This is a genomic window from Nocardioides sp. (assembly GCF_047607185.1).
In the GTDB taxonomy this organism is placed as follows: Bacteria; Actinomycetota; Actinomycetes; order Propionibacteriales; family Nocardioidaceae; genus Nocardioides.
Genome location: NZ_JASGDQ010000061.1, coordinates 1 through 21879, shown reverse-complemented (window position 1 = coordinate 21879; position 21879 = coordinate 1). Strand labels below are relative to the sequence as shown.

General features: G+C 70.2%; 19 protein-coding genes. 17 read left to right on the top strand and 2 right to left on the bottom strand.

Annotated features, from left to right (window positions below; translation table 11 throughout):
- The first annotated feature begins 3 nt into the window (after window positions 1–3).
- Both hisF and QM595_RS06575 read left to right on the top strand, forming a co-directional pair.
- Window positions 4–765, top strand: a complete 762-nt coding sequence (hisF, locus tag QM595_RS06580) for an imidazole glycerol phosphate synthase subunit HisF (protein WP_415170737.1) — start codon at window positions 4–6, stop codon at window positions 763–765.
- A 215-nt stretch (window positions 766–980) separates the two neighbouring features.
- A complete protein-coding gene (locus QM595_RS06575; protein ID WP_415170736.1) occupies window positions 981–2270 on the top strand; it encodes an HNH endonuclease in 1290 nt (429 codons plus the stop codon).
- Window positions 2271–2296: 26 nt separating this feature from the next.
- Here QM595_RS06575 and QM595_RS06570 read toward each other — a convergent pair whose 3' ends face one another.
- Window positions 2297–2578, bottom strand: coding sequence for a helix-turn-helix domain-containing protein (locus QM595_RS06570; RefSeq protein ID WP_415170735.1), 282 nt, complete (start codon window positions 2576–2578; stop codon window positions 2297–2299).
- Between the two features lie 161 nt (window positions 2579–2739).
- On the opposite strand from QM595_RS06570, the gene QM595_RS06565 reads away from it, so the two are divergent.
- The 15 genes from QM595_RS06565 (at window position 2740) to QM595_RS06495 (ending at window position 20618) form a co-directional block, all read left to right on the top strand.
- Entirely contained in the window at window positions 2740–4509 is a 1770-nt protein-coding gene (locus QM595_RS06565) for an ABC transporter ATP-binding protein (RefSeq protein WP_415170734.1), read from the top strand.
- Window positions 4506–6311: an ABC transporter ATP-binding protein gene (locus QM595_RS06560; protein WP_415170733.1), complete on the top strand. Its 1806-nt coding sequence runs from the start codon at window positions 4506–4508 to the stop codon at window positions 6309–6311. Before QM595_RS06565 ends, QM595_RS06560 begins: the two co-directional genes overlap by 4 nt.
- Entirely contained in the window at window positions 6311–6658 is a 348-nt protein-coding gene (gene hisI, locus QM595_RS06555; RefSeq protein ID WP_415170732.1) for a phosphoribosyl-AMP cyclohydrolase, read from the top strand. The genes QM595_RS06560 and hisI overlap by 1 nt, the downstream gene beginning before the upstream one ends.
- On the top strand, window positions 6655–7203 hold the full coding sequence (locus tag QM595_RS06550; protein ID WP_415170731.1) for a Trp biosynthesis-associated membrane protein: 549 nt from the start codon (window positions 6655–6657) through the stop codon (window positions 7201–7203). Before hisI ends, QM595_RS06550 begins: the two co-directional genes overlap by 4 nt.
- Window positions 7204–7213: 10 nt before the next feature.
- Window positions 7214–7414, top strand: a complete 201-nt coding sequence (locus QM595_RS06545; protein WP_415170730.1) for an HGxxPAAW family protein — start codon at window positions 7214–7216, stop codon at window positions 7412–7414.
- Between the two features lie 4 nt (window positions 7415–7418).
- Complete coding sequence (locus QM595_RS06540) at window positions 7419–7850, top strand: DUF2752 domain-containing protein (RefSeq protein WP_415170729.1); 432 nt, start codon at window positions 7419–7421, stop codon at window positions 7848–7850.
- 58 nt (window positions 7851–7908) lie between these two features.
- The gene (gene trpC, locus QM595_RS06535) at window positions 7909–8691 is read left to right on the top strand and encodes an indole-3-glycerol phosphate synthase TrpC (RefSeq protein ID WP_415170728.1); all 783 of its coding nucleotides are present in this window, start codon (window positions 7909–7911) and stop codon (window positions 8689–8691) included.
- Entirely contained in the window at window positions 8688–9971 is a 1284-nt protein-coding gene (gene trpB / locus QM595_RS06530; RefSeq protein WP_415170727.1) for a tryptophan synthase subunit beta, read from the top strand. Before trpC ends, trpB begins: the two co-directional genes overlap by 4 nt.
- Window positions 9968–10768 carry a tryptophan synthase subunit alpha gene (trpA, locus tag QM595_RS06525; protein WP_415170726.1) on the top strand — a complete coding sequence of 267 codons (801 nt, stop codon included), beginning with the start codon at window positions 9968–9970 and terminating at the stop codon, window positions 10766–10768. Before trpB ends, trpA begins: the two co-directional genes overlap by 4 nt.
- Before the next feature lie 76 nt (window positions 10769–10844).
- Window positions 10845–11426, top strand: a complete 582-nt coding sequence (locus QM595_RS06520) for an SCO family protein (protein ID WP_415170725.1) — start codon at window positions 10845–10847, stop codon at window positions 11424–11426.
- A complete protein-coding gene (gene lgt / locus QM595_RS06515; RefSeq protein ID WP_415170724.1) occupies window positions 11423–12316 on the top strand; it encodes a prolipoprotein diacylglyceryl transferase in 894 nt (297 codons plus the stop codon). The genes QM595_RS06520 and lgt overlap by 4 nt, the downstream gene beginning before the upstream one ends.
- Before the next feature lie 153 nt (window positions 12317–12469).
- The gene (gene gltB, locus QM595_RS06510) at window positions 12470–17029 is read left to right on the top strand and encodes a glutamate synthase large subunit (protein ID WP_415170723.1); all 4560 of its coding nucleotides are present in this window, start codon (window positions 12470–12472) and stop codon (window positions 17027–17029) included.
- Window positions 17030–17061: 32 nt separating this feature from the next.
- Entirely contained in the window at window positions 17062–18552 is a 1491-nt protein-coding gene (locus QM595_RS06505) for a glutamate synthase subunit beta (RefSeq protein WP_415170722.1), read from the top strand.
- Between the two features lie 81 nt (window positions 18553–18633).
- Window positions 18634–20100: a pyruvate kinase gene (pyk, locus tag QM595_RS06500; RefSeq protein WP_415170721.1), complete on the top strand. Its 1467-nt coding sequence runs from the start codon at window positions 18634–18636 to the stop codon at window positions 20098–20100.
- 140 nt (window positions 20101–20240) lie between these two features.
- Window positions 20241–20618 (top strand): hypothetical protein, encoded by a 378-nt coding sequence (locus QM595_RS06495; RefSeq protein ID WP_415170720.1) that lies wholly within the window; start codon window positions 20241–20243, stop codon window positions 20616–20618.
- Window positions 20619–20729: 111 nt separating this feature from the next.
- On the opposite strand, the gene QM595_RS06490 is transcribed toward QM595_RS06495, so the two are convergent.
- On the bottom strand, window positions 20730–21212 hold the full coding sequence (locus tag QM595_RS06490; RefSeq protein WP_415170719.1) for a hypothetical protein: 483 nt from the start codon (window positions 21210–21212) through the stop codon (window positions 20730–20732).
- Window positions 21213–21879 lie beyond the last annotated feature (667 nt).

Below are 21879 nucleotides of genomic sequence, written 5' to 3'. Positions count from 1 at the left end.
ACCGTGTCACTGGCGGTCCGGGTCATCCCGTGCCTCGACGTCGACGCCGGCCGAGTGGTCAAGGGCATCAACTTCCGTGAGCTGCGCGACGCCGGCGACCCGGTCGAGCTGGCCCGTACCTATGACGCCGAGGGCGCCGACGAGCTGACCTTCCTCGACATCTCCGCCTCCCACGAGGGCCGCGCCACCACTATGGAGATCGTCTCCGCGACGGCCGAGCAGGTCTTCATCCCGCTGACCGTCGGCGGCGGAGTGTCGTCGGTCGCGGACGTCGACCGGCTGCTGCGGGCGGGCGCCGACAAGGTGGCCGTCAACACCGCCGCCATCAACGATCCGTCGCTCATCGCGGAGGTGGCCGACCGCTTCGGCAACCAGGTGCTGGTGCTGTCGGTGGACGCCCGCCGTGCGTCCGGCGCGGCCTCCGGCTTCGAGGTGACCACGCACGGCGGCCGCAAGTCGGCCGGGCTGGACGCGATCGAGTGGGCCGCCCGGGCGGCCTCGCTCGGCGCGGGAGAGATCCTGCTCAACGCCATGGACGCCGACGGGACCGAGGACGGCTTCGACCTCGAGCTCATTGCCGCCGTACGCCGCGAGGTATCGATCCCCGTCATCGCCTCCGGCGGCGCCGGCACCGCCGCGCACTTCCCGCCGGCGGTCGCCGCCGGCGCCGATGCGGTGCTGGCGGCGACCGTCTTCCATTTCGGGAAGGTGCGGATCGCCGAGGTCAAGGCCGCGCTGCGCGAGGCCGGCCAGCCGGTCCGCTGAGACGGCGCGTGGCGGCAACGGTTGTCTAGACCAGTCTTCGGGGACTGTCGGCGGGCCGACGTAGTGTCCTGCTCAGGCGAAGCCCGAGGGCACTGGCACCGCGAGAGGTGATCCGGAGAAGGGCTCGTCAGTCGCGAGGGTAGGTAATAGCCCAGATTCGGGCCTCCAGGAGCGGCGAACGACAGATTGTCGTGCGCACGCGAGGAGGTGCCCTGATGTCGATGCCGTTGCCGCCGATCACCGTGCAGGTGCTGCGAGGCTGGCGGGAGCGCATCACGCACGTCGACCTCCCGACCGACGACGGGGAGCGGATCGATGAGATTCGCGAGATCGAGCAGCTGAAGTGTGCGCTCGAGGCACGACAGGCCAGGTTGGCAGCGGCCTTCGACGCCTCGCAGCGAGCGATCGCTGCATCCCGTGGTCTGCCCGAGCATCTGCACGGCCGAGGTGTGGCGGAGCAGATCGCGCTGGCGCGTCGGGTCTCACCGCGACGGGGACGGCAGATGCTCGGACTCGCGAAGGTGTTGAGTGCCGAGATGCCGAACGCCAAGTCGGCGTTCGACCAGGGCCACATCTCGGAGTGGCGGGCGACGATCCTGGCTCGCGAGACCGCTTGTCTCGAACTGGCCGACCGACGACAGATCGACCGCGAGCTGGCCTCGGACCCGGTGCGGCTCTCGCGCATGGGAGACCGCGAGCTGGCTGGCCGCGCCCGGGCGCGTGGAGCGGAGCTGGACGCCGCCAGCATCGCTCGCCGCCAGGCAAAGGCGGAGTCCGAGCGGACCGTCACGATCCGACCTGCCCCGGACGCCATGGTCTACCTCACCGCGCTGCTCCCGGTGGCGCAGGGGGTGGCGGCCTATGCCTCGCTGAAGCGCGCCGCCGATGCTGCCGTCGCCGCGGGCATCGCGACCAACCGCGGTCAGGTCATGGCCGACACCCTGGCTGCGCGGGTCCTCTCTGGGGACGCCCCGACAACAGGCAGCCCCGCAGTGCCAGTGGGGATCAACCTGACGATGTCCCTGGCAACGCTCTTCCAAGGCGCGAACCTGCCGGCCAGGGTCGAGGGCTTCGGCCCGATTCCCGGCGGCCTCGCCCGGGCGATGGTCGCCGATGCCGTCGACGCCAGGACCAAGATCTGGATTCGGCGGCTGTTCACCGCCCCGGAGGACGGTCGGCTGATAGCGATGGAGTCGGGCAAGCGATTCTTTCCCCGGCAGCTTGCCGAGTTCATACGACTGCGCGACCAGTGGTGCCGCACCCCGTGGTGCAACGCGCCGATTCGCCATATCGATCACGCCGAGCCGGTCCAGCTGGGTGGTAGGACCTCCGTCGACAATGGACAAGGCCTGTGCGAGCAGTGCAACCACGCCAAGCAGGCGACGGCATGGCGGGTGCGGCCGGTCAGTGAGTCTGGCCAGCCTCATCAGGTGGAGATCACGACTCCGGCCGGCCGCGCCTACCGGTCCTCCGCGCCGCCGACCGGTCCTCCTGAAGTGGCGTGACCCGGCAGGGTCGCCCAGTCCGGAGGTCAGTCGCCGGGATCGATGAGGTCGTGGACGCTGACGTCGAGCGCCTCGGCAAGCAGGAAGATCGTCTCCAGTCGGGCATTGCCCGGGCCTGGCTTGCCGGTCTGCGGGTCCTTGGTGTTGTTGCGGTTGTTCTCGATGTTCTGGATCTGGTTGCGCGACATGCCCGCCGCCTCGGCGAGACGCTCCTGGGTCCAGCCGAGTTGCTCGCGCCTGGATCGCACCAGCTGACCGAGCCGAGCCGCTGCCCTGATGTAGGAGGCAGGAGGCTCGCGGTCAGGCACGCGCTCAACCTTGTCGGCGGCGCGACAGCTAGTCCGCCCAACTAGTTTGGTATTGTCCACTGAGTTGGGTGTCGCCTCACCTGGGCAGTGAGTCATCAGCCTCGGCGGTGGCTTGACCCTCCCGGCAGGAATGTCTGCGGCGGCGGCTAGGTTCGGACGTCGTGAGCGATTCTCGGCGGGCGACGACACTCGACGGGTTCCGGGTTCTCGGGGTCGCCATCAGGCGAGAGCCGTGGGTCTTCGCAGCCTCGACGATCGGCAGCGCCCTGTTCGGCGTGCTGACGGTCGCCGACGCCTGGGTTCTGGGATGGTCCACCGACCATGTGCTACTGCCGGCCTTCGACGGCGAGGACGTCGGCGCGGGGCTGCTCTGGGCCGTGTTCGGCCTGTTCGTGGGCGTCGCTCTGCTGCGCGCTGTCGGCATCGTCGCCCGGCGGCTCGGTGCCGGCATCATGCAGTACCGGATGCAGGCGCACTCCCGGCGTGCCGTGACCCGGCAGTATCTCGGCCTGCCGATGTCGTGGCATCAGCGACACCCGGCCGGCGAGCTGCTGTCCAACGCCAACTCCGACGTCGAGGCCGCCTGGGGACCGATCGCGCCGCTGCCGATGGCGGTGGGCACGCTGGTAATGATGGCCATCGCGGTGGTCCAGATGTTCGTGGCGGACCTGGTCCTCGCTCTGGTGGGCTTGCTGATCTTCCCGGCGACGATCCTGGCCAACCTCCTCTTCCAGCGCCTCAGCTCACCGCTGATGACGCGGGCGCAGCAGTTGCGCGCCGAGTTGAGCGAGATCGCTCACGAGTCGTTCGATGGCGCGCTGGTGATCAAGACCCTCGGCCGGGAGAGCGAGGAGACCGACCGCTTCGCTGCCAAGGCCAGCGAGCTGCGCGACGTCAACATTCGCGCTGGACGCATCCGCGCCGCCTTCGACCCGGCCCTGGCGGCGCTGCCCAACCTCGGCGTGCTCGTGGTGCTGCTCGTCGGCGTTGCCCGTGTCCGCAGCGGCGCGACGGTGGCCGGCGACGTTGTCACGGTGGCCTACCTGCTCACGGTCGTCTCCTTCCCGATCAGGTCCATCGGCTGGTTGCTCGGCGAGTTCCCGCGCAGCGTCGTCGGCTACCGTCGGGTGCGATCAGTCCTCGACGCCACCGGGAGCATGCCGTACGGCGCCTCCTCGCTGCCCACGACCGATGCCGGTGCTCGGCTGACGCTCGACCGGGTGGCGTTCCACTACGACGAGCCGCTCCTCGCCGACGTCTCCTTCGCCGCCGAGCCCGGCCGTACCGTCGCGGTGGTCGGCGCGACCGCGGCGGGCAAGAGCACACTGGTGACTCTGCTGACCCGGCTCGTCGATCCCGACAGCGGCAGCATCCGGATCGACGACGTCGACCTGCGCGACCTGGCGCACGGCCAGCTCGCCACCGCAGTAGCGGTAGTGCCGCAGACCGCGTTCCTCTTCGACGACACCGTGCGCGGCAATGTCACCCTGGGCGGCGCCTACTCCGACGACGAGGTCTGGAATGCGCTGCGCACCGCGCAGGCGGACGGGTTCGTCTCGGGGCTGCCACACGGCCTCGACACCCGTCTCGGCGAGCGAGGCACCTCGCTGTCCGGTGGTCAGCGCCAGCGGATCTCGCTCGCCCGGGCGCTGGTGCGCCGGCCCCGGCTGCTGATCCTCGACGACGCGACCTCCGCCGTCGACCCCGAGGTGGAGGCCCGGATCCTGGCCGGGCTGCGCGAGCATTCAGCGGTCGGCGGCCCCACTCTGGTCGTGGTCGCCTACCGCAAGGCCACCATCGGGCTGGCCGACGAGGTCGTCCACCTCGCCGGCGGACGGATCGTCGACCGCGGCAGTCACGCCGAGTTGCTCGACCGCAGCCCCACCTACGCCGACCTCGTCAATGCCTACGAGGCCGAGGCCACGGCGTGAGCACGGTTGACAGCGGCGCCGAGCTGGGCACCATCGAGACCATCCGCCGGGGCGTCAGACACTCGCCCGAGCTCACCGCTGGCATCGGGGTGACCCTGCTCCTGGCGGTCATCGCCAGCGTCGGCCAGGTGATCGTGCCGGTCGCCGTCCAGCAGACCCTCGACAAGGGCCTCGGCGCCGAGGGCGGCGCCGACCTTGGCTTCACCCTTGCGGCGGCCACAGTGTCGGCCGTAGCGATCCTGCTGACCGGGTGGGCGTCGTACGCCATGACGGCACGGCTCTTCGGCAACGCCGAGCGGGGCCTGGCGACCCTACGGACCAAGGCGTTCCGCCACGTCCACGACCTGCCGATGCTCACCCAGAACACCGAGCGCCGCGGCGCGCTGGTGAGCCGGGTCACCAGCGACGTCGACCAGGTCAGCCAGTTCCTGGTCTTCGGGGGACTGCTATTCGTGGTCAGCGTCGGCCAGATGCTGGTGGCCACGGTAGTGATGGCGGTCTACTCCTGGCCGCTTGCCGTGGTCGTATGGGTCTGTTTCGCCCCACTGTTCCTCAGCATCAGGTGGTTCCAGCGCAAGCTGTCGGCCGCCTACACCGTGGTCCGGCAGACCGTCGCGGCGCTGCTGTCCGCCGTCTCCGAGCCGGTCGTCGGGGCGGCGGTGGTCAAGGCGTACGCCGTCGAGGACCGCACCCAAGACCGCATCGACGCCGCCATCGACGCCAACCGGGAGGCCCAGACCCGGGCGCAGTTGTTCACTGTGGTCTCCTTCTCCCTCGGTGGCATCTCGGCCGGCCTCGCCAACGCCGGCGTGATCCTGGCCGGCATCTGGCTGGGCCGGGCCGAGCACATCCCCGGTGGCGGCTGGTGGGGTGCCGACATGACCGCCGGCAAGGTGCTGGCGTTCGCGTTCCTGGTGACGCTCTTCGTGGGTCCGGTGCAGATGGGCACCCAGATCCTCACCGAAGCCCAGAACGCCATCGCCTCCTGGCGCCGTGTCATCGGCATCCTCGACACCCCGGCCGACCTCGTCGACCCCGGCGAGGACGGCGCCACCCTGCCGCGCGGTCCGATCGAGGTCCGGTTCGAGGGCGTCACCTTCGCCTACCCCGGCGGCGCGCCGGTCCTCCACGACATCGACCTGTCGATCGCACGCGGCAGCCGGGTCGCCGTCGTCGGCGAGACCGGCTCCGGCAAGTCGACCATCGCCAAACTGCTCACCCGGCTGATGGACCCGACCAGCGGTGTCGTCAGGCTCGACGGCATCGACCTGCGCCGGATCCGACAGGACTCGCTGCGCAGCAGCGTCGTCCTCGTCCCTCAGGAGGGCTTCCTCTTCGACGACACCCTCGCCGCCAACGTCCGCTACGGTCGGCTGTCGGCCACCGACGAGGAGATCGCGGCCGCCGCGACCTCGCTCGGCCTCGGCGACTGGCTCGCGAGACTGCCGCGCGGCCTGCAGACGCGGGCCGGCCAGCGCGGTGAGTCGCTCAGTGCCGGCGAGCGGCAACTCGTCGCGCTGCTGCGCGCTCGGCTCGCCGACCCCGATCTGCTGGTGCTCGACGAGGCCACCAGCGCCGTCGACCCCTACCTGGAGATGCGGATCAACCGGGCACTGGAGTCGCTGATGACCGGCCGCACCAGCGTCACTATCGCCCACCGGCTCTCGACTGCCGAGGCAGCCGACGAGGTGGTCGTCGTGGCCGATGGACGGATCGTGCAGCGCGGACCGCACCAGGCGCTGGTCGGCGAGGGCGGCGCCTACGGACGCCTGCACGCCTCCTGGGTGGCGCAGCACGGATAATGGGACCCGTGAGCACCCTCGACCCCCAGATCGCCGCGCGGCTCAAGCGCAACCCCGACGGACTCGTGCCGGCCGTGGTGCAGCAGCACGACACCGGCGAGGTGCTGATGCTGGGCTGGATGGACGACGAGGCGCTGGCCCGCACCCTGTCGACGGGCCGGGCGACCTACTGGTCCCGCAGCCGCCAGGAGTACTGGATCAAGGGCGAGACCTCCGGCCACCGTCAGTGGGTCAAGGAGGTCAGGCTCGACTGCGACGGCGACACCGTGCTTCTCAAGGTCGACCAGGAGGGTCCCGCCTGCCACACCGGCGAGCGCACCTGCTTCGACGCTGGCCTGCTGTCTTGAGGTCCTTCTGGCCCACCGTCACCGCCGGCGCCGCAGGCTCGGGGTTCGCGGCCGTCGCCGCCACCAAGAACTGGTGGACGGGGGAGCGGCCCCAGCTGCCCGAGCAGCTGCTGACCAGGTTCGACTCGCCCGTCACCAACGCCCTGGCGCTGGTGGCCCTGGCCGCCTGGGGCGTTGTCCTCGTCACCCGCGGCAGGTTCCGCCGGGCCATCGCGGGGCTGGCCGCCCTGGCCGCTGCCGGCGCGCTGGTCACCGTCGCCACCGGCCTACGGCTGACCCACGACGCCGCCCGCGAGGAGGACGGCATCCTCGGCTCCGCGAGCATCACCGCCTGGCCGATCATCGCCGCCGGGTGCCTGCTGCTCGCGCTCCTCGCCTCTGTGGCCGCGGTACGTCTGGCTCCCACCTGGCCCGAGATGAGCAGGAAGTACGACGCCCCGGCGGCCGTGCCCGCTGCCGGCATCTCGGAGAACCTCGACGTCTGGAAGGCGCTCGACCAGGGTCTCGATCCGACCGATGCCTCACCCGAGAAGCCGTCTGAATAGACTGACCCCCATGTCTGACAACCACGGCAACACTCCGGCGGCCTGGAGCGCCGTCGCCGTCGCTCTGCTGGGCTTCGTCGTCGGCAGCGTCGGCCTGATGCTGAGCCCGATCAACTACGTCGTCTTCTGGATCGGCGTCGCCCTCGTGGTCGTTGCCGGGGTGCTCTTCGTCGTGTTGTCGAAGCTCGGCTACAACGGCGTCGGCCACTAGCGAGATGTCCCTCGCGGTCGAGGTGGAGCCGGCGACCCGCTGGCAACGTCTCCGTGCGCCGCTGGTCACCATCGGCAGCCTGTCGGCGGCGACCCTGGCGCTCCACCTGCGCGACCCGCATCACAGCTACAGCTGGGGCGTCTGCCCGCTCTCCGTGGCTGGCATCTACTGCCCGGGCTGCGGCGGACTGCGCGCTGTCAACGATCTCACCAACGGCAACGTCGGCGCCGCCGCCTCCAGTAACCTGCTGGCGGTCATCGGCATCCCGATCGCCATCGTGGCGCTGCTCGCCTGGACCATCCGCGGCTGGCGCGGCGTCCCCCAGCGGCAGATGCCAGAGCGGCTACGAAGGCTGCTCTGGATGAGCGGCGCCGTCATTGCGCTGGGCTTCACCGTCGCTCGCAACACTCCTGCCGGGGCCTGGCTAGCACCATAGGCCGGGTCCGGCCCCACCGGCGCGTGGCCCGGTGGCGTCGCGTGGGAGACTGATCCCCATGTCCGTGCTCGACGAGATCATCGCCGGGGTCAGGCTCGACCTCGAGGAGCGCCGGGCGACGACCAGCGAGGCCGACCTCCGTGCCGCGCTCGCCGACGTCGACCCGCCCCGCGACCCGATGCCCCACTTCCGCGCCCCCGGCAGCAGCGTGATCGCCGAGGTCAAGCGCCGCAGCCCGAGCAAGGGCGCCCTGGCAGACATCCCCGACCCCGCCGAGCTCGCGCGGGCGTACGCCGCCGGCGGAGCCGCCGCCATCAGCGTGCTGACCGAGCAGCGCCGGTTCGGCGGCAGCCTCGCCGACCTGCGCGCCGTCCGGGCCGTCGTCGAGACCCCGATCCTGCGCAAGGACTTCGTCGTCGAGTCCTACCAGGTCCTCGAGGCCAGGGCCGCCGGCGCCGACCTCGTGCTGTTGATCGTCGCGGCACTCGACGACGACTCGCTTCGCTCGCTCTACGAACTCGCCCGTGAGCTTGGCCTGACCGTGCTGGTCGAGGTCCACGACGAGGCCGAGACCGAGCGCGCGGTCACGCTCGGTGCCGAGCTGGTCGGCGCCAACGCCCGCAACCTCAAGACGCTCGCCGTCGACGACGACACCTTCGGCCGGCTCGCTCCGCTCATCCCCGACGATCGGGTCAAGGTCGCCGAGTCGGGCATCTTCAGCCCCGTCGACGTCAAGCGGTTCGTCGCCGAGGGCGCCCGCGCCGTTCTCGTCGGCGAGGCACTGGTGAAGGACGGCGATCCCGAGACCGCCGTACGCGCGATGACGGGAGTCCTCCCATGACCTACCAGGCCACGACGAGCTTCGACGTCGACGAGCTCGGCTGGTTCGGCGGCCCGCCTGCCGCGCCCAATCAGGAGGGCGGCGCGGCGTTCGGCGGCCGCTTCATGCCCGAGGCGCTCGTCCGCGCCCTCGACGAGCTCGACACCGCCTGGCAGAAGGCGATGGTCGACCCCACCTTCATCGCCGAGTTCGAGGGACTGCTGCAGAACTACGCCGGCGTGCCGAGCATGCTCTACGAGGCCCACCGGCTCTCGGAGGTCGCCGGCGCCCGGATCCTGCTCAAGCGGGAGGACCTCAACCACACCGGCGCCCACAAGATCCGCAACGTGCTCGGCCAGGCGCTGCTGACCAAGCGGATGGGCAAGACCCGGGTGATTGCCGAGACCGGTGCCGGCCAGCACGGCGTCGCCAGCGCCACCGCGGCGGCGTACCTCGGCCTCGACTGCACCGTCTACATGGGCAAGGTCGACACCGAGCGACAGGCGCTCAACGTCGCCCGGATGCAGCTCCTCGGCGCCACGGTCGTCCCCGTCGACACCGGCTCGGCGACCCTCAAGGACGCCATCAACGAGGCCTTCCGCGACTGGGTCGCCAATGTCGATCACACCGCCTACCTCTTCGGCACCGCCGCCGGCCCGCACCCGTTCCCCAGCCTGGTGCTCTCCTTCGTCCGGGGCATCGGTGACGAGGCTCGTCGACAGTGCCTCGACCTGACCGGCGCCCTGCCCGACGCCATCGCCGCCTGCGTCGGCGGCGGCTCCAACGCGATCGGGCTCTTCGCCGGCTTCCTCGGCGACGAGTCGGTCGACATCTACGGCTTCGAGGCCGGGGGAGAGGGCGTCGAGACCGGCCGGCACGCCTCGACCATCTTCGGCGGCAGCGTCGGCGTCCTCCACGGTGCCCGCACCTACGTGCTGCAGGACGACGACGGCCAGACCATCGAGTCGCACTCCATCTCGGCGGGCCTGGACTATCCCGGCGTCGGGCCACAGCACGCCTGGCTGGCCAAGAGCGGCCGGGCCACCTATCTGCCCGTCACCGACGACGAGGCGATGCAGGCGATGCGCACCCTGGCCGAGACCGAGGGCATCATCCCCGCCATCGAGTCGGCGCACGCCGTCGCTGGCGCGCTGCGGATCGCCCGGGAGCGGCCCGGCCAGACCATCCTGGTCAACCTCTCCGGCCGCGGCGACAAGGACATGGGCACGGCCCTTGACTACTTCGGGCTCGGCGAGGCCGGGGCCCGAGGCGACCAGCACGGGGGGTTGGGGAAGGCATGAGCAGCACCACGATCGCGTTCGAGAAGGCCCGCGCCGAGGGCCGGGCCGCCTTGGTCGGCTATCTTCCCGCCGGCTTCCCGACCGTTGAGGGCAGCATCGCCGCCCTCAAGACGATGGTCGCCGCCGGCTGCGACATCGTCGAGATCGGCCTGCCCTACAGCGATCCGGTCATGGACGGCCCGGTCATCCAGGCCGCCGCACAGCGGGCGCTGGAGGGCGGCGTCCGCACAGCCGACGTGCTCAAGGTCGTTGAGGCGGTCGCCGCGACCGGTGCGCCGACCCTGGTGATGACCTACTGGAACCCGGTCGAACGCTACGGGGTGGAGCGGTTCGCCGCCGACCTGGCCAGCGCCGGGGGAGCCGGCCTGATCACGCCTGACATCACCCCCGACTACGCCCAGGACTGGATCGCCGCCGCCGACGCGCACGACCTCGACAAGGTCTTCCTGGTCGCCCCCTCCAGCACCGACGAGCGCATCGCGATGACGACGGCGGCCTGTCGCGGCTTCGTCTACGCCACGGCCGTCATGGGCGTCACGGGCACCCGGGCCACCACCAGCGAGTTGGCCGCCCCCCTGGTCGCGCGGACCAAGCTCGCCACCGACCTGCCCGTCGGCGTCGGGCTCGGGGTCTCCAACGGCGACCAGGCCGCCGAGCTGGCCGCCTATGCCGACGGGGTGATCGTCGGCTCCGCCTTCGTCCAGGTGTTCCTCGACCACCCCGGCGACGAGCGGGCGGCGCTGGGCGCCCTGGCCACGCTCACCGAGGACCTGGCCGCCGGTGTCAGACGTGCGTGAGCAGTCGCAAACTGACACCAAAATCCCGGTGAACGGTCGCAAACTGACACCCAGAACGCGCCGAGCGGTCGCAACCTTGCCGATCCTGCTGGCGCTGCTCGCTGGCTGCGGCGGGAAGACGGTCGAGTTCACCGGGATCACTCACGCCGCCTACCAGGTGCCCGAGATCACGCTCACGGACACCGACGGGGCGCCGTACTCCCTCCACGATGACGCGACCAAGCCGCTCACCCTGGTCTTCTTCGGCTACGTCAACTGCCCCGACTACTGCCCCATGGTGATGTCGAGCATCGCCAGCGCGATGACCCGACTCGACAAGGACGACCGCGCGAACGTTGACGTCGTCTTCGTCACCACCGACCCCCAGCGGGACACGCCGCAGGTGCTGCGCGACTACCTCGACCACTACGGCACGGACTTCATCGGCTTGACCGGCGACCTCGACGACATCGTGGCGCTCGGCAAGCCGCTCGCGGTCTACGTCTCCGACGGCACCGAGCTGCCGAGTGGCGGCTACGACCTCACCACCCACTCCACGATCGTCACCGCGGTCACGCCCGACCACATCAGCACGGTGCTGTGGAACATGGAGACCTCCTCGGCGCAGTACGCCGCCGACATCCAGGCCATCCTGCACGGAAAGCAGCCGGAGGAATGATCCCACTCAGCATCCCCAGCCCCAGCAACGGCGTCTGGGACATCGGCCCGATCCCGATTCGCGGCTACGCGCTGTGCATCGTCGCCGGCATCATCGTCTCGGTCTGGCTCTCCGAGCTGCGCTGGAAGGCTCGCGGCGGGAAGACCGGCGAGATCCAGGACATCGCGCTCTGGGCGGTGCCGTTCGGCATCGTCGGCGCCCGGCTCTATCACGTCGCCACCGACCACGACCTCTACTTCGGCGCCGGCAAGAGCGCCTGGAACGCGCTCTACGTCTGGCACGGCGGCCTCGGCATCTGGGGCGGCATCGCCGGCGGCGCGCTCGGCGCGATCATCGCCGCCAAGCGCAAGGGCATCCGGATCGGGCCCCTGGTCGACACCATCGGCCCGACGCTGCTGGTCGCCCAGGCGATCGGCCGCTGGGGCAACTGGTTCAACCAGGAGCTCTACGGCAAGCCGCTCGACGCCCCGTGGGCCGTCGAGATCGACCGCGCCCACTTCACCGACGCCTATGTCGAATCCCTCCAGGGCGCCGACCTGCCCGCGACGGCGACCTTCCACCCGACCTTCCTCTACGAGTGCATCTGGAACCTGCTCGGCTTCGCGCTGCTGCTCTGGCTGGAGCGGCGGTTCCGCATCGGGCACGGGCGGATGCTGGCCCTCTACGCCATGGTCTACACCGCCGGCCGCGGCTGGATCGAGATGCTGCGCATCGACAATGTCGAGCTCAACGACGTCCTCGGGCTCCGGTTCAACGTCTGGACCTCGATCGTGGTCTTCGTCGCCGCCACGGCGTACTTCCTCTGGAGCCTCAAGCGCCATCCTGGCCGCGAGAACAGCGTGTACGTCGACCAGCACCGGGAGTCGGGGGAGTCGGTGCAGGCCCCGTAACTTCGTGGTAACGTTCGCCGCAGCGCGTGGGCCAATGCCGTCCCCTGCACCAACCTCAGCCGAACCGCACGGCACACGCCCCGCCGCACCTCTCCTCACCGAGACGACCGGTCCCGAGCGTGTCTGTGCACGACCGACGACGGGAGCGTTCCAGTGCCCTACGAGCACTCTTTCCCCGCCGCCCAGGGTCTCTACGACCCGCGCTTCGAGCGTGACGCCTGCGGCGTCGCCTTCGTAGCGACACTGACCGGCATTGCCAGCCACGAGATCGTCCGCCGGGGCGTGACCGCGCTGCTCAACCTCGACCACCGCGGCGCGGCCGGGGCCGAGACCAACTCCGGCGACGGCGCCGGCATCCTCATCCAGGTCCCCGACGCGTTCCTGCGCGAGGTGGTCCGCCAAGAGGCCGGCATCGGCGACCTCCCGCCGGACGGCGCCTACGCGGTCGGCATCGCGATGCTGCCCGGCGACGTCGACCAGGTCGCCAAGACCAAGCAGCTCATCGAGGAGATCGCCGTCGAGGAGGGCCTCGCGGTGCTCGGCTGGCGCGCCGTCCCCGTCGACCCGAGCTCGCTGGGCCCTACCGCCCGCGCGGTGATGCCGGCCTTCGAGCAGATCTTCGTCGCCGGCGCCGGCTCCCGGATCACCGGGATGGCGCTGGAGCGGCTCGCGTTCTGCCTGCGCAAGCGCGCCGAGCGGGAGACCGACGTCTACTTCCCGTCGCTCTCGAGCCGCACGCTGATCTACAAGGGCATGCTCACCACCGCCCAGCTCGACCAGGTCTTCCCCGACCTGCGCGACGAGCGGGTCGCCTCGGCGATCGCGGTGGTCCACTCGCGGTTCTCCACCAACACCTTCCCGAGCTGGCCGCTGTCCCACCCGTTCCGGTTCATCGCCCACAACGGCGAGATCAACACCGTCATGGGCAACCGCAACTGGATGCGGGCCCGTGAGGCGCTGCTCGACTCCGACCTGATCCCCGGCGACCTGGAGCGGCTCTTCCCGATCTGCACCCCCGGCGCCTCGGACTCGGCGTCCTTCGACGAGGTGCTCGAGTTGCTGCACCTGGGCGGTCGCAGCCTGCCCCACGCCGTGCTGATGATGATCCCCGAGGCGTGGGAGAACCACGGCGAGATGGACGAGCGGCGGCGCGCCTTCTACGAGTTCCACGCCTCGCTCATGGAGCCCTGGGACGGCCCCGCCAACGTGGTCTTCACCGACGGCACCCAGGTCGGCGCGGTGCTCGACCGCAACGGCCTGCGTCCCGGCCGGTTCTGGGTCACCGACGACGGCCTGGTCGTCTACGGCTCCGAGGCCGGCGTGCTCCACGGCATCGACCCCGCCCGGATCGTCCGCAAGGGCCGGATGCAGCCGGGCCGGATGTTGCTCATCGACACCGAGGAGCACCGGATCGTCGAGGACGAGGAGATCAAGGCGCGACTCGCCGCCGAGCAGCCCTACGACGAGTGGCTGCACGCCGGCCTGATCCACCTCAACGACGTCCCCGAGCGCGAGCACATCGTCCACACCCACGCCTCGGTCACCCGTCGCCAGCAGGTCTTCGGCTACACCGAGGAGGAGCTGCGCGTCATCCTCACCCCGATGGCCAACACCGCCGCCGAGCCGCTGGGCTCGATGGGCACCGACTCGCCCATCGCGGCGCTGTCGAGCAAGCCCCGGCTCATCTTCGACTACTTCGCGCAGCTGTTCGCGCAGGTCACCAACCCGCCCCTCGACGCCATCCGCGAGGAGCTGGTCACCTCGCTGTTCGGCTCGATCGGCCCGGAGGCCAACCTGCTGGAGCCGACCCCGGCGTCATGCCGCCAGGTGGTGCTGCCCTACCCCGTCATCTCCAACGACGACCTGGCCAAGATCCGGCATATCAACCGCGAGGGCGACCACCCCGGCCTGGTCACCCACGTCTCCCGGGGCCTGTACGACGTCGAGGGCGGCGGCGAGGCGATGGCGGCCCGGATCGAGGAGATCTGTCGCGAGGTGAGCGACGCGATCGCCGCCGGCGCCCGGATCATCGTGCTCTCCGACCGTCACTCGACGGCCGAGAAGGCGCCGATCCCGTCGCTGCTGCTCACCGGCGCGGTCCATCACCACCTGGTGCGCGAGAAGAGCCGCACCCGGGTCGGCCTGCTGGTCGAGGCCGGCGACGTCCGCGAGGTCCACCACGTCGCGCTGCTGGTCGGCTACGGCGCTGCCGGGGTCAACCCCTATCTCGCCATGGAGTCGGTCGAGGACCTGGCCCGGGAGGGCTACTACGTCAAGACCGACCCCGAGGTGGCGGTCAAGAACCTCATCAAGGCGCTCAACAAGGGCGTGCTGAAGGTGATGTCCAAGATGGGCGTCTCCACCGTGGCCTCCTACACCGGCGCGCAGATCTTCGAGTGCGTCGGCCTCTCCCAGTCGGTGGTCGACAAGTACTTCACCGGCACCACCTCCAAGCTCGGCGGCATCGGCCTCGACGTCATCGCCGAGGAGGTCGCCAAGCGGCACGCGGTCGCCTACCCGCGCGACGGGGTCGCGCCCGCGCACCGGGAGCTGGCCATCGGCGGGGAGTACCAGTGGCGCCGCGAGGGCGAGCCGCACCTGTTCGACCCCGAGACCGTCTTCCGGCTCCAGCACGCCACCCGGCAGGGCCGCTACGACGTGTTCAAGCAGTACACCCAGCGCGTCGACGAGCAGGCGGAGCGGCTGATGACGCTGCGCGGGCTCTTCAAGTTCAACTCGGACCGGCCCCCGATCCCGATCGAGGAGGTCGAGCCGGCCAGCGAGATCGTCAAGCGGTTCTCCACCGGCGCGATGTCCTACGGCTCCATCTCCAAGGAGGCCCACGAGACCCTCGCCATCGCGATGAACCGGCTGGGCGCCAAGTCCAACACCGGCGAGGGCGGCGAAGACCCCGAGCGGCTGCGCGACCCGGAGCGTCGCTCCGCGATCAAGCAGGTCGCCAGCGGCCGGTTCGGCGTCACCAGCGACTACCTCACCAACGCCGACGACATCCAGATCAAGATGGCCCAGGGCGCCAAGCCCGGCGAGGGCGGCCAGCTCCCGGGCAACAAGGTCTACCCCTGGGTGGCCAGGACCCGGCACTCCACGCCGGGCGTCGGCCTGATCAGCCCGCCGCCGCACCACGACATCTACTCCATCGAGGACCTGGCACAGCTGATCCACGACCTCAAGAACGCCAACCCGTCGGCCCGGGTCCACGTCAAGCTCGTGGCCGAGGTCGGGGTCGGCACCGTCGCGGCCGGCGTCAGCAAGGCCCACGCCGACGTCGTACTCGTCTCCGGGCACGACGGCGGCACCGGCGCCTCCCCGCTGACCAGCCTCAAGCACGCCGGCGGCCCTTGGGAGCTCGGCCTCGCCGAGGCGCAGCAGACGCTGCTCCTCAACGGCCTGCGCGACCGGATCGTGGTGCAGACCGACGGCCAGCTCAAGACCGGCCGCGACGTGGTCGTCGCGGCGCTCCTCGGTGCCGAGGAGTTCGGCTTCGCCACCGCGCCGCTGGTGGTCAGCGGCTGCATCCTGATGCGGGTCTGCCACCTCGACACCTGCCCGGTGGGCGTCGCCACCCAGAACCCCGTGCTGCGCGAGCGGTTCTCCGGCAAGCCGGAGTTCGTGGAGAACTTCTTCACCTACCTCGCCGAGGAGGTGCGCGAGCACCTCGCCGCGCTGGGCTTCCGCTCCATCGAGGAGGCGGTCGGCCACGTCGAGGTGCTCGACACCCGCGACGCGATCGACCACTGGAAGGCCTCCGGGCTCGACCTGTCGCCGATCTTCCACCGCGTCGAGCTGCCCGAGCAGTTCGCCACCCAGGACCTGCATCACACCAAGTCGCAGGACCACGGCCTGGAGAAGTCGCTCGACGTCACCACGCTGCTGCCGGTGGTACGGCCCGCCATCGAGACCGGCGAGCCGGTCCGCTGGAGCGGCGAGATCCGCAACGTCAACCGCACCGTCGGCACCATCGTCGGCCACGAGGTCACCAAGCGGTACGGCGGGGAGGGGCTGCCCGACGGCACCATCGACCTGACCTTCACCGGCTCGGCCGGCCAGTCGTTCGGGGCCTTCCTGCCGACCGGGATCACGCTGCGGCTCGAGGGCGATGCCAACGACTACGTCGGCAAGGGTCTCTCCGGCGGCCGGATCGTCGTACGCCCCGACCGGGCCGCGACGTTCAAGCCCGAGGAACACATCATCGCCGGCAACACCATCGGCTACGGCGCGACCTCGGGGGAGATGTTCTTCCGCGGCGGCGTGGGGGAGCGGTGCTGCGTGCGCAACTCCGGCGCCACCGTGGTGGCCGAGGGCGTCGGCGACCACGGCTGCGAGTACATGACCGGCGGCCGCGTGGTCGTGCTCGGCAAGACCGGCCGCAACTTCGCGGCCGGCATGTCGGGCGGCTACGCCTTCGTGCTCGACCTCAAGGAGTTCCGGGTCAACCCCGAGCTCGTCGAGCTGGGACCGGTCTCGGCCAAGTACGCCGACGAGCTCAAGACCCTGGTGGTCAAGCACTTCGAGGAGACCGGCAGCGAGGTGGCCAGTGGCCTCCTCGGCGACTGGGACGCCGCGCTGGCGCGGTTCACACTCGTCATGCCCAGCGACTACAAGCGAGTGCTGGAGGCCCGCGAGGAGGCCCTCGAGGAGGGGCTGTCCGAGGACGAGGCCGCCGCCCGGATCATGGAGGTCCTCCATGGCTGAGCGGAGCCAGCACAGGGACAAGGAGGCACGCAATGGCTGACCCGAAGGGCTTTCTCAAGGAGGGCCGCGAGGTCGCGCGGCGCCGCCCCGTCGAGGAGCGCGTCAAGGACTGGGACGAGGTCTACCCCGGCGGCATCGGCCGGGCGCTGCTGCCGATCATCACGACCCAGGCCAGCCGCTGCATGGACTGCGGCATCCCGTTCTGCCACCAGGGCTGCCCGCTGGGCAACATCATCCCCGAGTGGAACGACCTGGTCTGGCGCGACGACTGGGAGGGCGCCATCGAGCGGCTGCACGCGACCAACAACTTCCCGGAGTTCACCGGCCGGCTGTGCCCCGCGCCGTGTGAGACCGCCTGCGTGCTCGGCATCAACCAGGACCCGGTGACCATCAAGAACATCGAGGTCTCGATCATCGACAAGGCCTGGGAGTCGGGATTCGTCCGGCCGCAGCCGCCGGAGTGGCTCTCCGGCCGCACCGTCGCGGTGATCGGCTCCGGCCCCGCCGGTCTGGCCGCCGCCCAGCAGCTGACCCGCGCCGGTCACACGGTCGCGGTCTACGAGCGCGCCGACGCCCTCGGCGGTCTGCTGCGCTACGGCATCCCCGAGTTCAAGATGGAGAAGAAGCACCTCGACCGGCGGCTGGAGCAGATGCGCCGCGAGGGCACCGTCTTCCGGGCCGGCGTCGCGGTCGGCACCGACATCACCGGGGACCAGCTCAAGGAGCGGTACGACGCCATCGTGCTCGCCATGGGCTCCACGGTGCCGCGCGACCTGCCGGTGCCGGGACGGGAGCTGAAGGGCATCCACCAGGCGATGGAGTTCCTGCCGCAGGCCAACCGCGCCGCGCTCGGCCAGCCATTGGCGCCAGATCAGGTGCCGATCTCTGCGACCGACAAGCACGTCGTCATCATCGGCGGCGGCGACACCGGTGCCGACTGCCTGGGCACCTCGATCCGGCAGGGCGCCGCCTCGATCACCCAGCTCGAGATCATGCCGCAGCCGACCGAGGATCGTCCCGCCGGGCAGCCCTGGCCGACGTACCCGATGATCTACCGGGTCTCCTCCGCCCACGAGGAGGGCGCCCAGCTCGATGTGCAGAGCCGGGTCTACGCCGTCTCGACCAAGGAGTTCCTCGGCGACGAGGACGGCAACGTGCGGGCGCTCAAGCTCGTCGAGGTCTCCTTCCAGGACGGCAGGCTGGTCGAGCAGGAGGGCACCGAGCGGGAGCTCATGGCCGACCTGGTGCTGTTCGCGATGGGCTTCGTCGGCCCGGAGCAGCCCGGCCTGGTCGAGCAGCTCGGCGTCGAGCTGGACCCGCGCGGCAATGTGGCCCGCGACGCCTCCTTCGCGACCTCGGTCCCGGGCGTCTACGTCGCCGGCGACGCCGGTCGCGGCCAGTCGCTCATCGTCTGGGCCATCGCCGAGGGCCGGTCCGCGGCCGCTGCTGTGGACGCCTACCTCACCGGCTCGACGGCGCTCCCCGCGCCGATCAGGCCGACCGACCGGCCGCTGATGGTCTGAGCCGCGTCGGGTGGGCGGCGCGGAGGTCCGCTGCCCACCCGACGGGGCATTGGATCGATCTAAGCGGTAGACTGTGTCGACGTGAGGCGAGCCAAGATCGTATGCACCCTGGGCCCGGCAGTCGGCTCCGAACGACGGATCCGCGAGTTGGTCTATGCCGGCATGGACATCGCCCGGCTCAACTTCAGCCACGGCACCCACGAAGAGCACGCCGAGCGCTACCGACTGGTCCGCGAGGCCTCCGACGCCAGCGGCAAGGGCGTCGGCATCCTGGCCGACCTGCAGGGGCCCAAGATCCGGCTGGAAACTTTCAAGGCCCGCCCCGAGGGCGGCAAGTGGACGCTGCGCCGCGGCCAGGCCTGGACCATCACCACCCGCGACGTCGAGGGCGACGCCACCATTTGCGGTACGACGTACAAGGGGCTTCCCGGCGACGTCAAGGTCGGCGACATGCTCCTGATCGACGACGGCAAGATCCGGCTGCGGGTCACCGGCGTCGAGGGCACCGACGTCGCCACCGAGGTGCTGGTCGGTGGCCCGGTCAGCGATCACAAGGGCATCAACCTGCCCGGCGTCGCGGTCTCGGTGCCGGCACTGTCGGAGAAGGACATCGACGACCTGCGGTTCGCGCTGAGCCTCGCGGTCGACTTCGTGGCGCTCTCGTTCGTGCGCAACGCCGCCGACGCCGAGGACGTCCGCAAGGTGATGCGCGAGGTCGGCGTCAACGTGCCGATCATCGCCAAGATCGAGAAGCCGCAGGCCATCGACAACCTCGACGAGATCATCGAGGCCTTCGACGGCTTCATGGTCGCCCGGGGCGACCTGGGGGTGGAGTGCCCGCTGGAGGAGGTGCCCTTCCTCCAGAAGCGGATCGTCGAGAAGGCCCGGCTCAACGCCAAGCCGGTCATCGTGGCCACCCAGATGCTCGAGTCGATGATCACCAACCCGCAGCCCACCCGGGCAGAGGCCTCCGACGTCGCCAATGCGGTGCTCGACGGCGCCGACGCGGTGATGCTCTCCGCCGAGACCAGCGTGGGGGAGTATCCCGTCCACACCGTCGAGACCATGGCCCGCATCGTCTCCGCCACCGAGAGCCACGCGTTCGAGTTCAACGGACTGGCCGCCAATATCGACTGGGATCCGCACACCAAGGGCGGCATCATCGCCAAGGCCGCCGAGGAGGTCGCCGAGCGGGTCGGCGCGAGGTACCTCGTCGCCTTCACGGCCAGCGGCGACTCCGCCCGCCGGCTCTCCCGGCTGCGCGGCCCGATCCCCGTGCTGGCCTTCACCCCGTTCGCCAACGTCCGCTCCCAGCTCTCGCTCAGCTGGGGCGTGGAGACGTTCAAGACCGCCGAGGTCGAGCACACCGACGAGATGGTCCGCCAGGTCGACGAGGCGCTGCTGCAGCTGGGCCGGGTCGAGGAGGGCGACCTCGTAGTGATCATCGCCGGCGCCCCGCCGGGCATCCCCGGCTCCACCAACGCGCTGCGCATCCACCGGATGGGCGACGCCATCAACGAGGTCGCCCCCGCCTACAAGCGGGGCTGACCATTCCCCCTTCCGGCGCGACGAGCGCCTCGCCGGACGGTGGCGTGCACCTGCGTAGAGAGTTTGAGAACTTTTCCCCGGCCATGAAAACCGTGGCTTCCCGCCTGTCTCGGGGTGTCTACAAGCGTAGTGAGCGGCCCTTGGAACCCTCGATCACCGATGACCGGGGTCGGCTGATCCGTTCAGTTGGGAAGACTCAAACTTTTCTGAGCGCCGCCCAGGTCGACGAGCTCGTGGCCCTGTACGGCGAGGGGCTGAACATTGCCGAGGTCAGCAGGAGGTTCGGCATCTACACCAGGACGGCGGCCGCACACCTGGTTCGTCGCTCGGTCCCGCTGCGTCAGCGCGGGCTCGCGTTGGCGGACACTCCCGAAGCTGTGCGTCTGTACGAGAGCGGGCTGACGCTCGTGGAGGTCGGGCTACGGTTCGGTGTCAGTCAGCAGGCAGTAAGAAGGGCCGTAGCCGCGGAAGGCGTTGAGATTCGCCCCCGCGGCCGCCGCCCGGCGGCTGCGCCCTAAGAAGCGATCGGCGTTAGGCCTCCAAGAGGCTCTTCTTGCCCGTTTAGCGGGTGGGCTGATTGGAAGAAGTGCCTTGCGCTGGAAGTGGGGCGCGGTAGCCAGCGCTTCGATTCAACTCTGGATGCGCCCGCGGGCACGCTCACGCGCTTGCTGGCGGAGTCTGGCTCGCACTTCGTCGTGGATCGTTGTGGAGACTTCCTCGGTGGTCTCGATCGAGACGACGAGCGCGTAGCGGACGTTCTTGCCTGCACCGAGGCGTTGGGCGTCGTCCATGCACTCGATGTGGATCGGAAACGAAGCGCCGTCTCTGAACACCATCGCTCGCGTTCCTTGGACCAGTTCGTGCTGGAGGCTCCCTCGTCGGACGGTGAAGCGCTCGCCCTCGATCCGGTCGCCGGCCGCGAGGGTGGTGTCCGGAGTGTCGAAGTAGACCTTCGCGCCGCGGTATCGGGTGAGATGCCCGACGGTGGGAACGGCGTAGGCGAGGGTGATGGCGAAGCGGTGCCACTCCGCACGGGTCCGAAGCGAGGGTGGCAGCGGGAGGTCGTAGGTGTGGCGCTGATCTCTGCCGATCAGGCTGCCGGCGACGAGCACCGCGCGGTTCGTGGCGGCGACGCCAAGGCGGGATGTGTCGAGCTTTCCGTAGCCGAGCAGCGCCGATAGTTTGCGTCGGGCGTCTTGACCGTTGATCCCGAGCTCTCGCCGGAAGTAGGAGTCCCAGCCGCCCCAACTGCTGGCATGAGAAGCAAGGCGCGCACGAGTAGCGGGTGGTACTGCGGGTCAGGCAGGGGCAGATCGTCTTCGCTGTCGGTTCCCGCTTCGAGGATGTCGAACAGGCGGCTGGCCTCGCGAGTGACCAGGGCTGTGGCGTTGCTGGTGCCGACGCTGAACACCGTGTTGTTGGTCGCGCCGCCGCGGCCTGGTGCAGCGACTTGAAGGCCAGGACCGGCGAGTGCCGTCGGGGCGAGCCCGAGGGCGACGGTCTCTTGGCCTGGCACGACGACGGGCCGCGTGTAGAGGGCTCTTCCGCCGGTGTGGTGGATGTCTGGCTTGATGGAGCGATCGACGCCGGGGCCGGTGGCGCCGTAGTGGGTCGGCGTGCCACACGCGCTCCAAGACTTGAGCGTCAGCTAACCTCGGCGTTTCATGGGTGATCTGGTGACGCGCGGCCTAGGAACGTGAAAGTGCCCGTTCTGCTTGGGAGACTCTGGCTTGCGAAGGTCAGAACCACCGAGCAGATCGGGCACTTATCAAGTGAAGC

Coding starts and splice junctions, on each gene's coding strand:
- QM595_RS06575 (WP_415170736.1), top strand. CDS start 981: ATGTCGATGCCGTTGCCGCCGATCACCGTGCAGGTGCTGCGAGGCTGG.
- hisI (WP_415170732.1), top strand. CDS start 6,311: ATGGGACCCGTGAGCACCCTCGACCCCCAGATCGCCGCGCGGCTCAAG.
- QM595_RS06545 (WP_415170730.1), top strand. CDS start 7,214: ATGTCTGACAACCACGGCAACACTCCGGCGGCCTGGAGCGCCGTCGCC.
- QM595_RS06540 (WP_415170729.1), top strand. CDS start 7,419: ATGTCCCTCGCGGTCGAGGTGGAGCCGGCGACCCGCTGGCAACGTCTC.
- trpC (WP_415170728.1), top strand. CDS start 7,909: ATGTCCGTGCTCGACGAGATCATCGCCGGGGTCAGGCTCGACCTCGAG.
- trpB (WP_415170727.1), top strand. CDS start 8,688: ATGACCTACCAGGCCACGACGAGCTTCGACGTCGACGAGCTCGGCTGG.
- trpA (WP_415170726.1), top strand. CDS start 9,968: ATGAGCAGCACCACGATCGCGTTCGAGAAGGCCCGCGCCGAGGGCCGG.
- lgt (WP_415170724.1), top strand. CDS start 11,423: ATGATCCCACTCAGCATCCCCAGCCCCAGCAACGGCGTCTGGGACATC.
- QM595_RS06505 (WP_415170722.1), top strand. CDS start 17,062: ATGGCTGACCCGAAGGGCTTTCTCAAGGAGGGCCGCGAGGTCGCGCGG.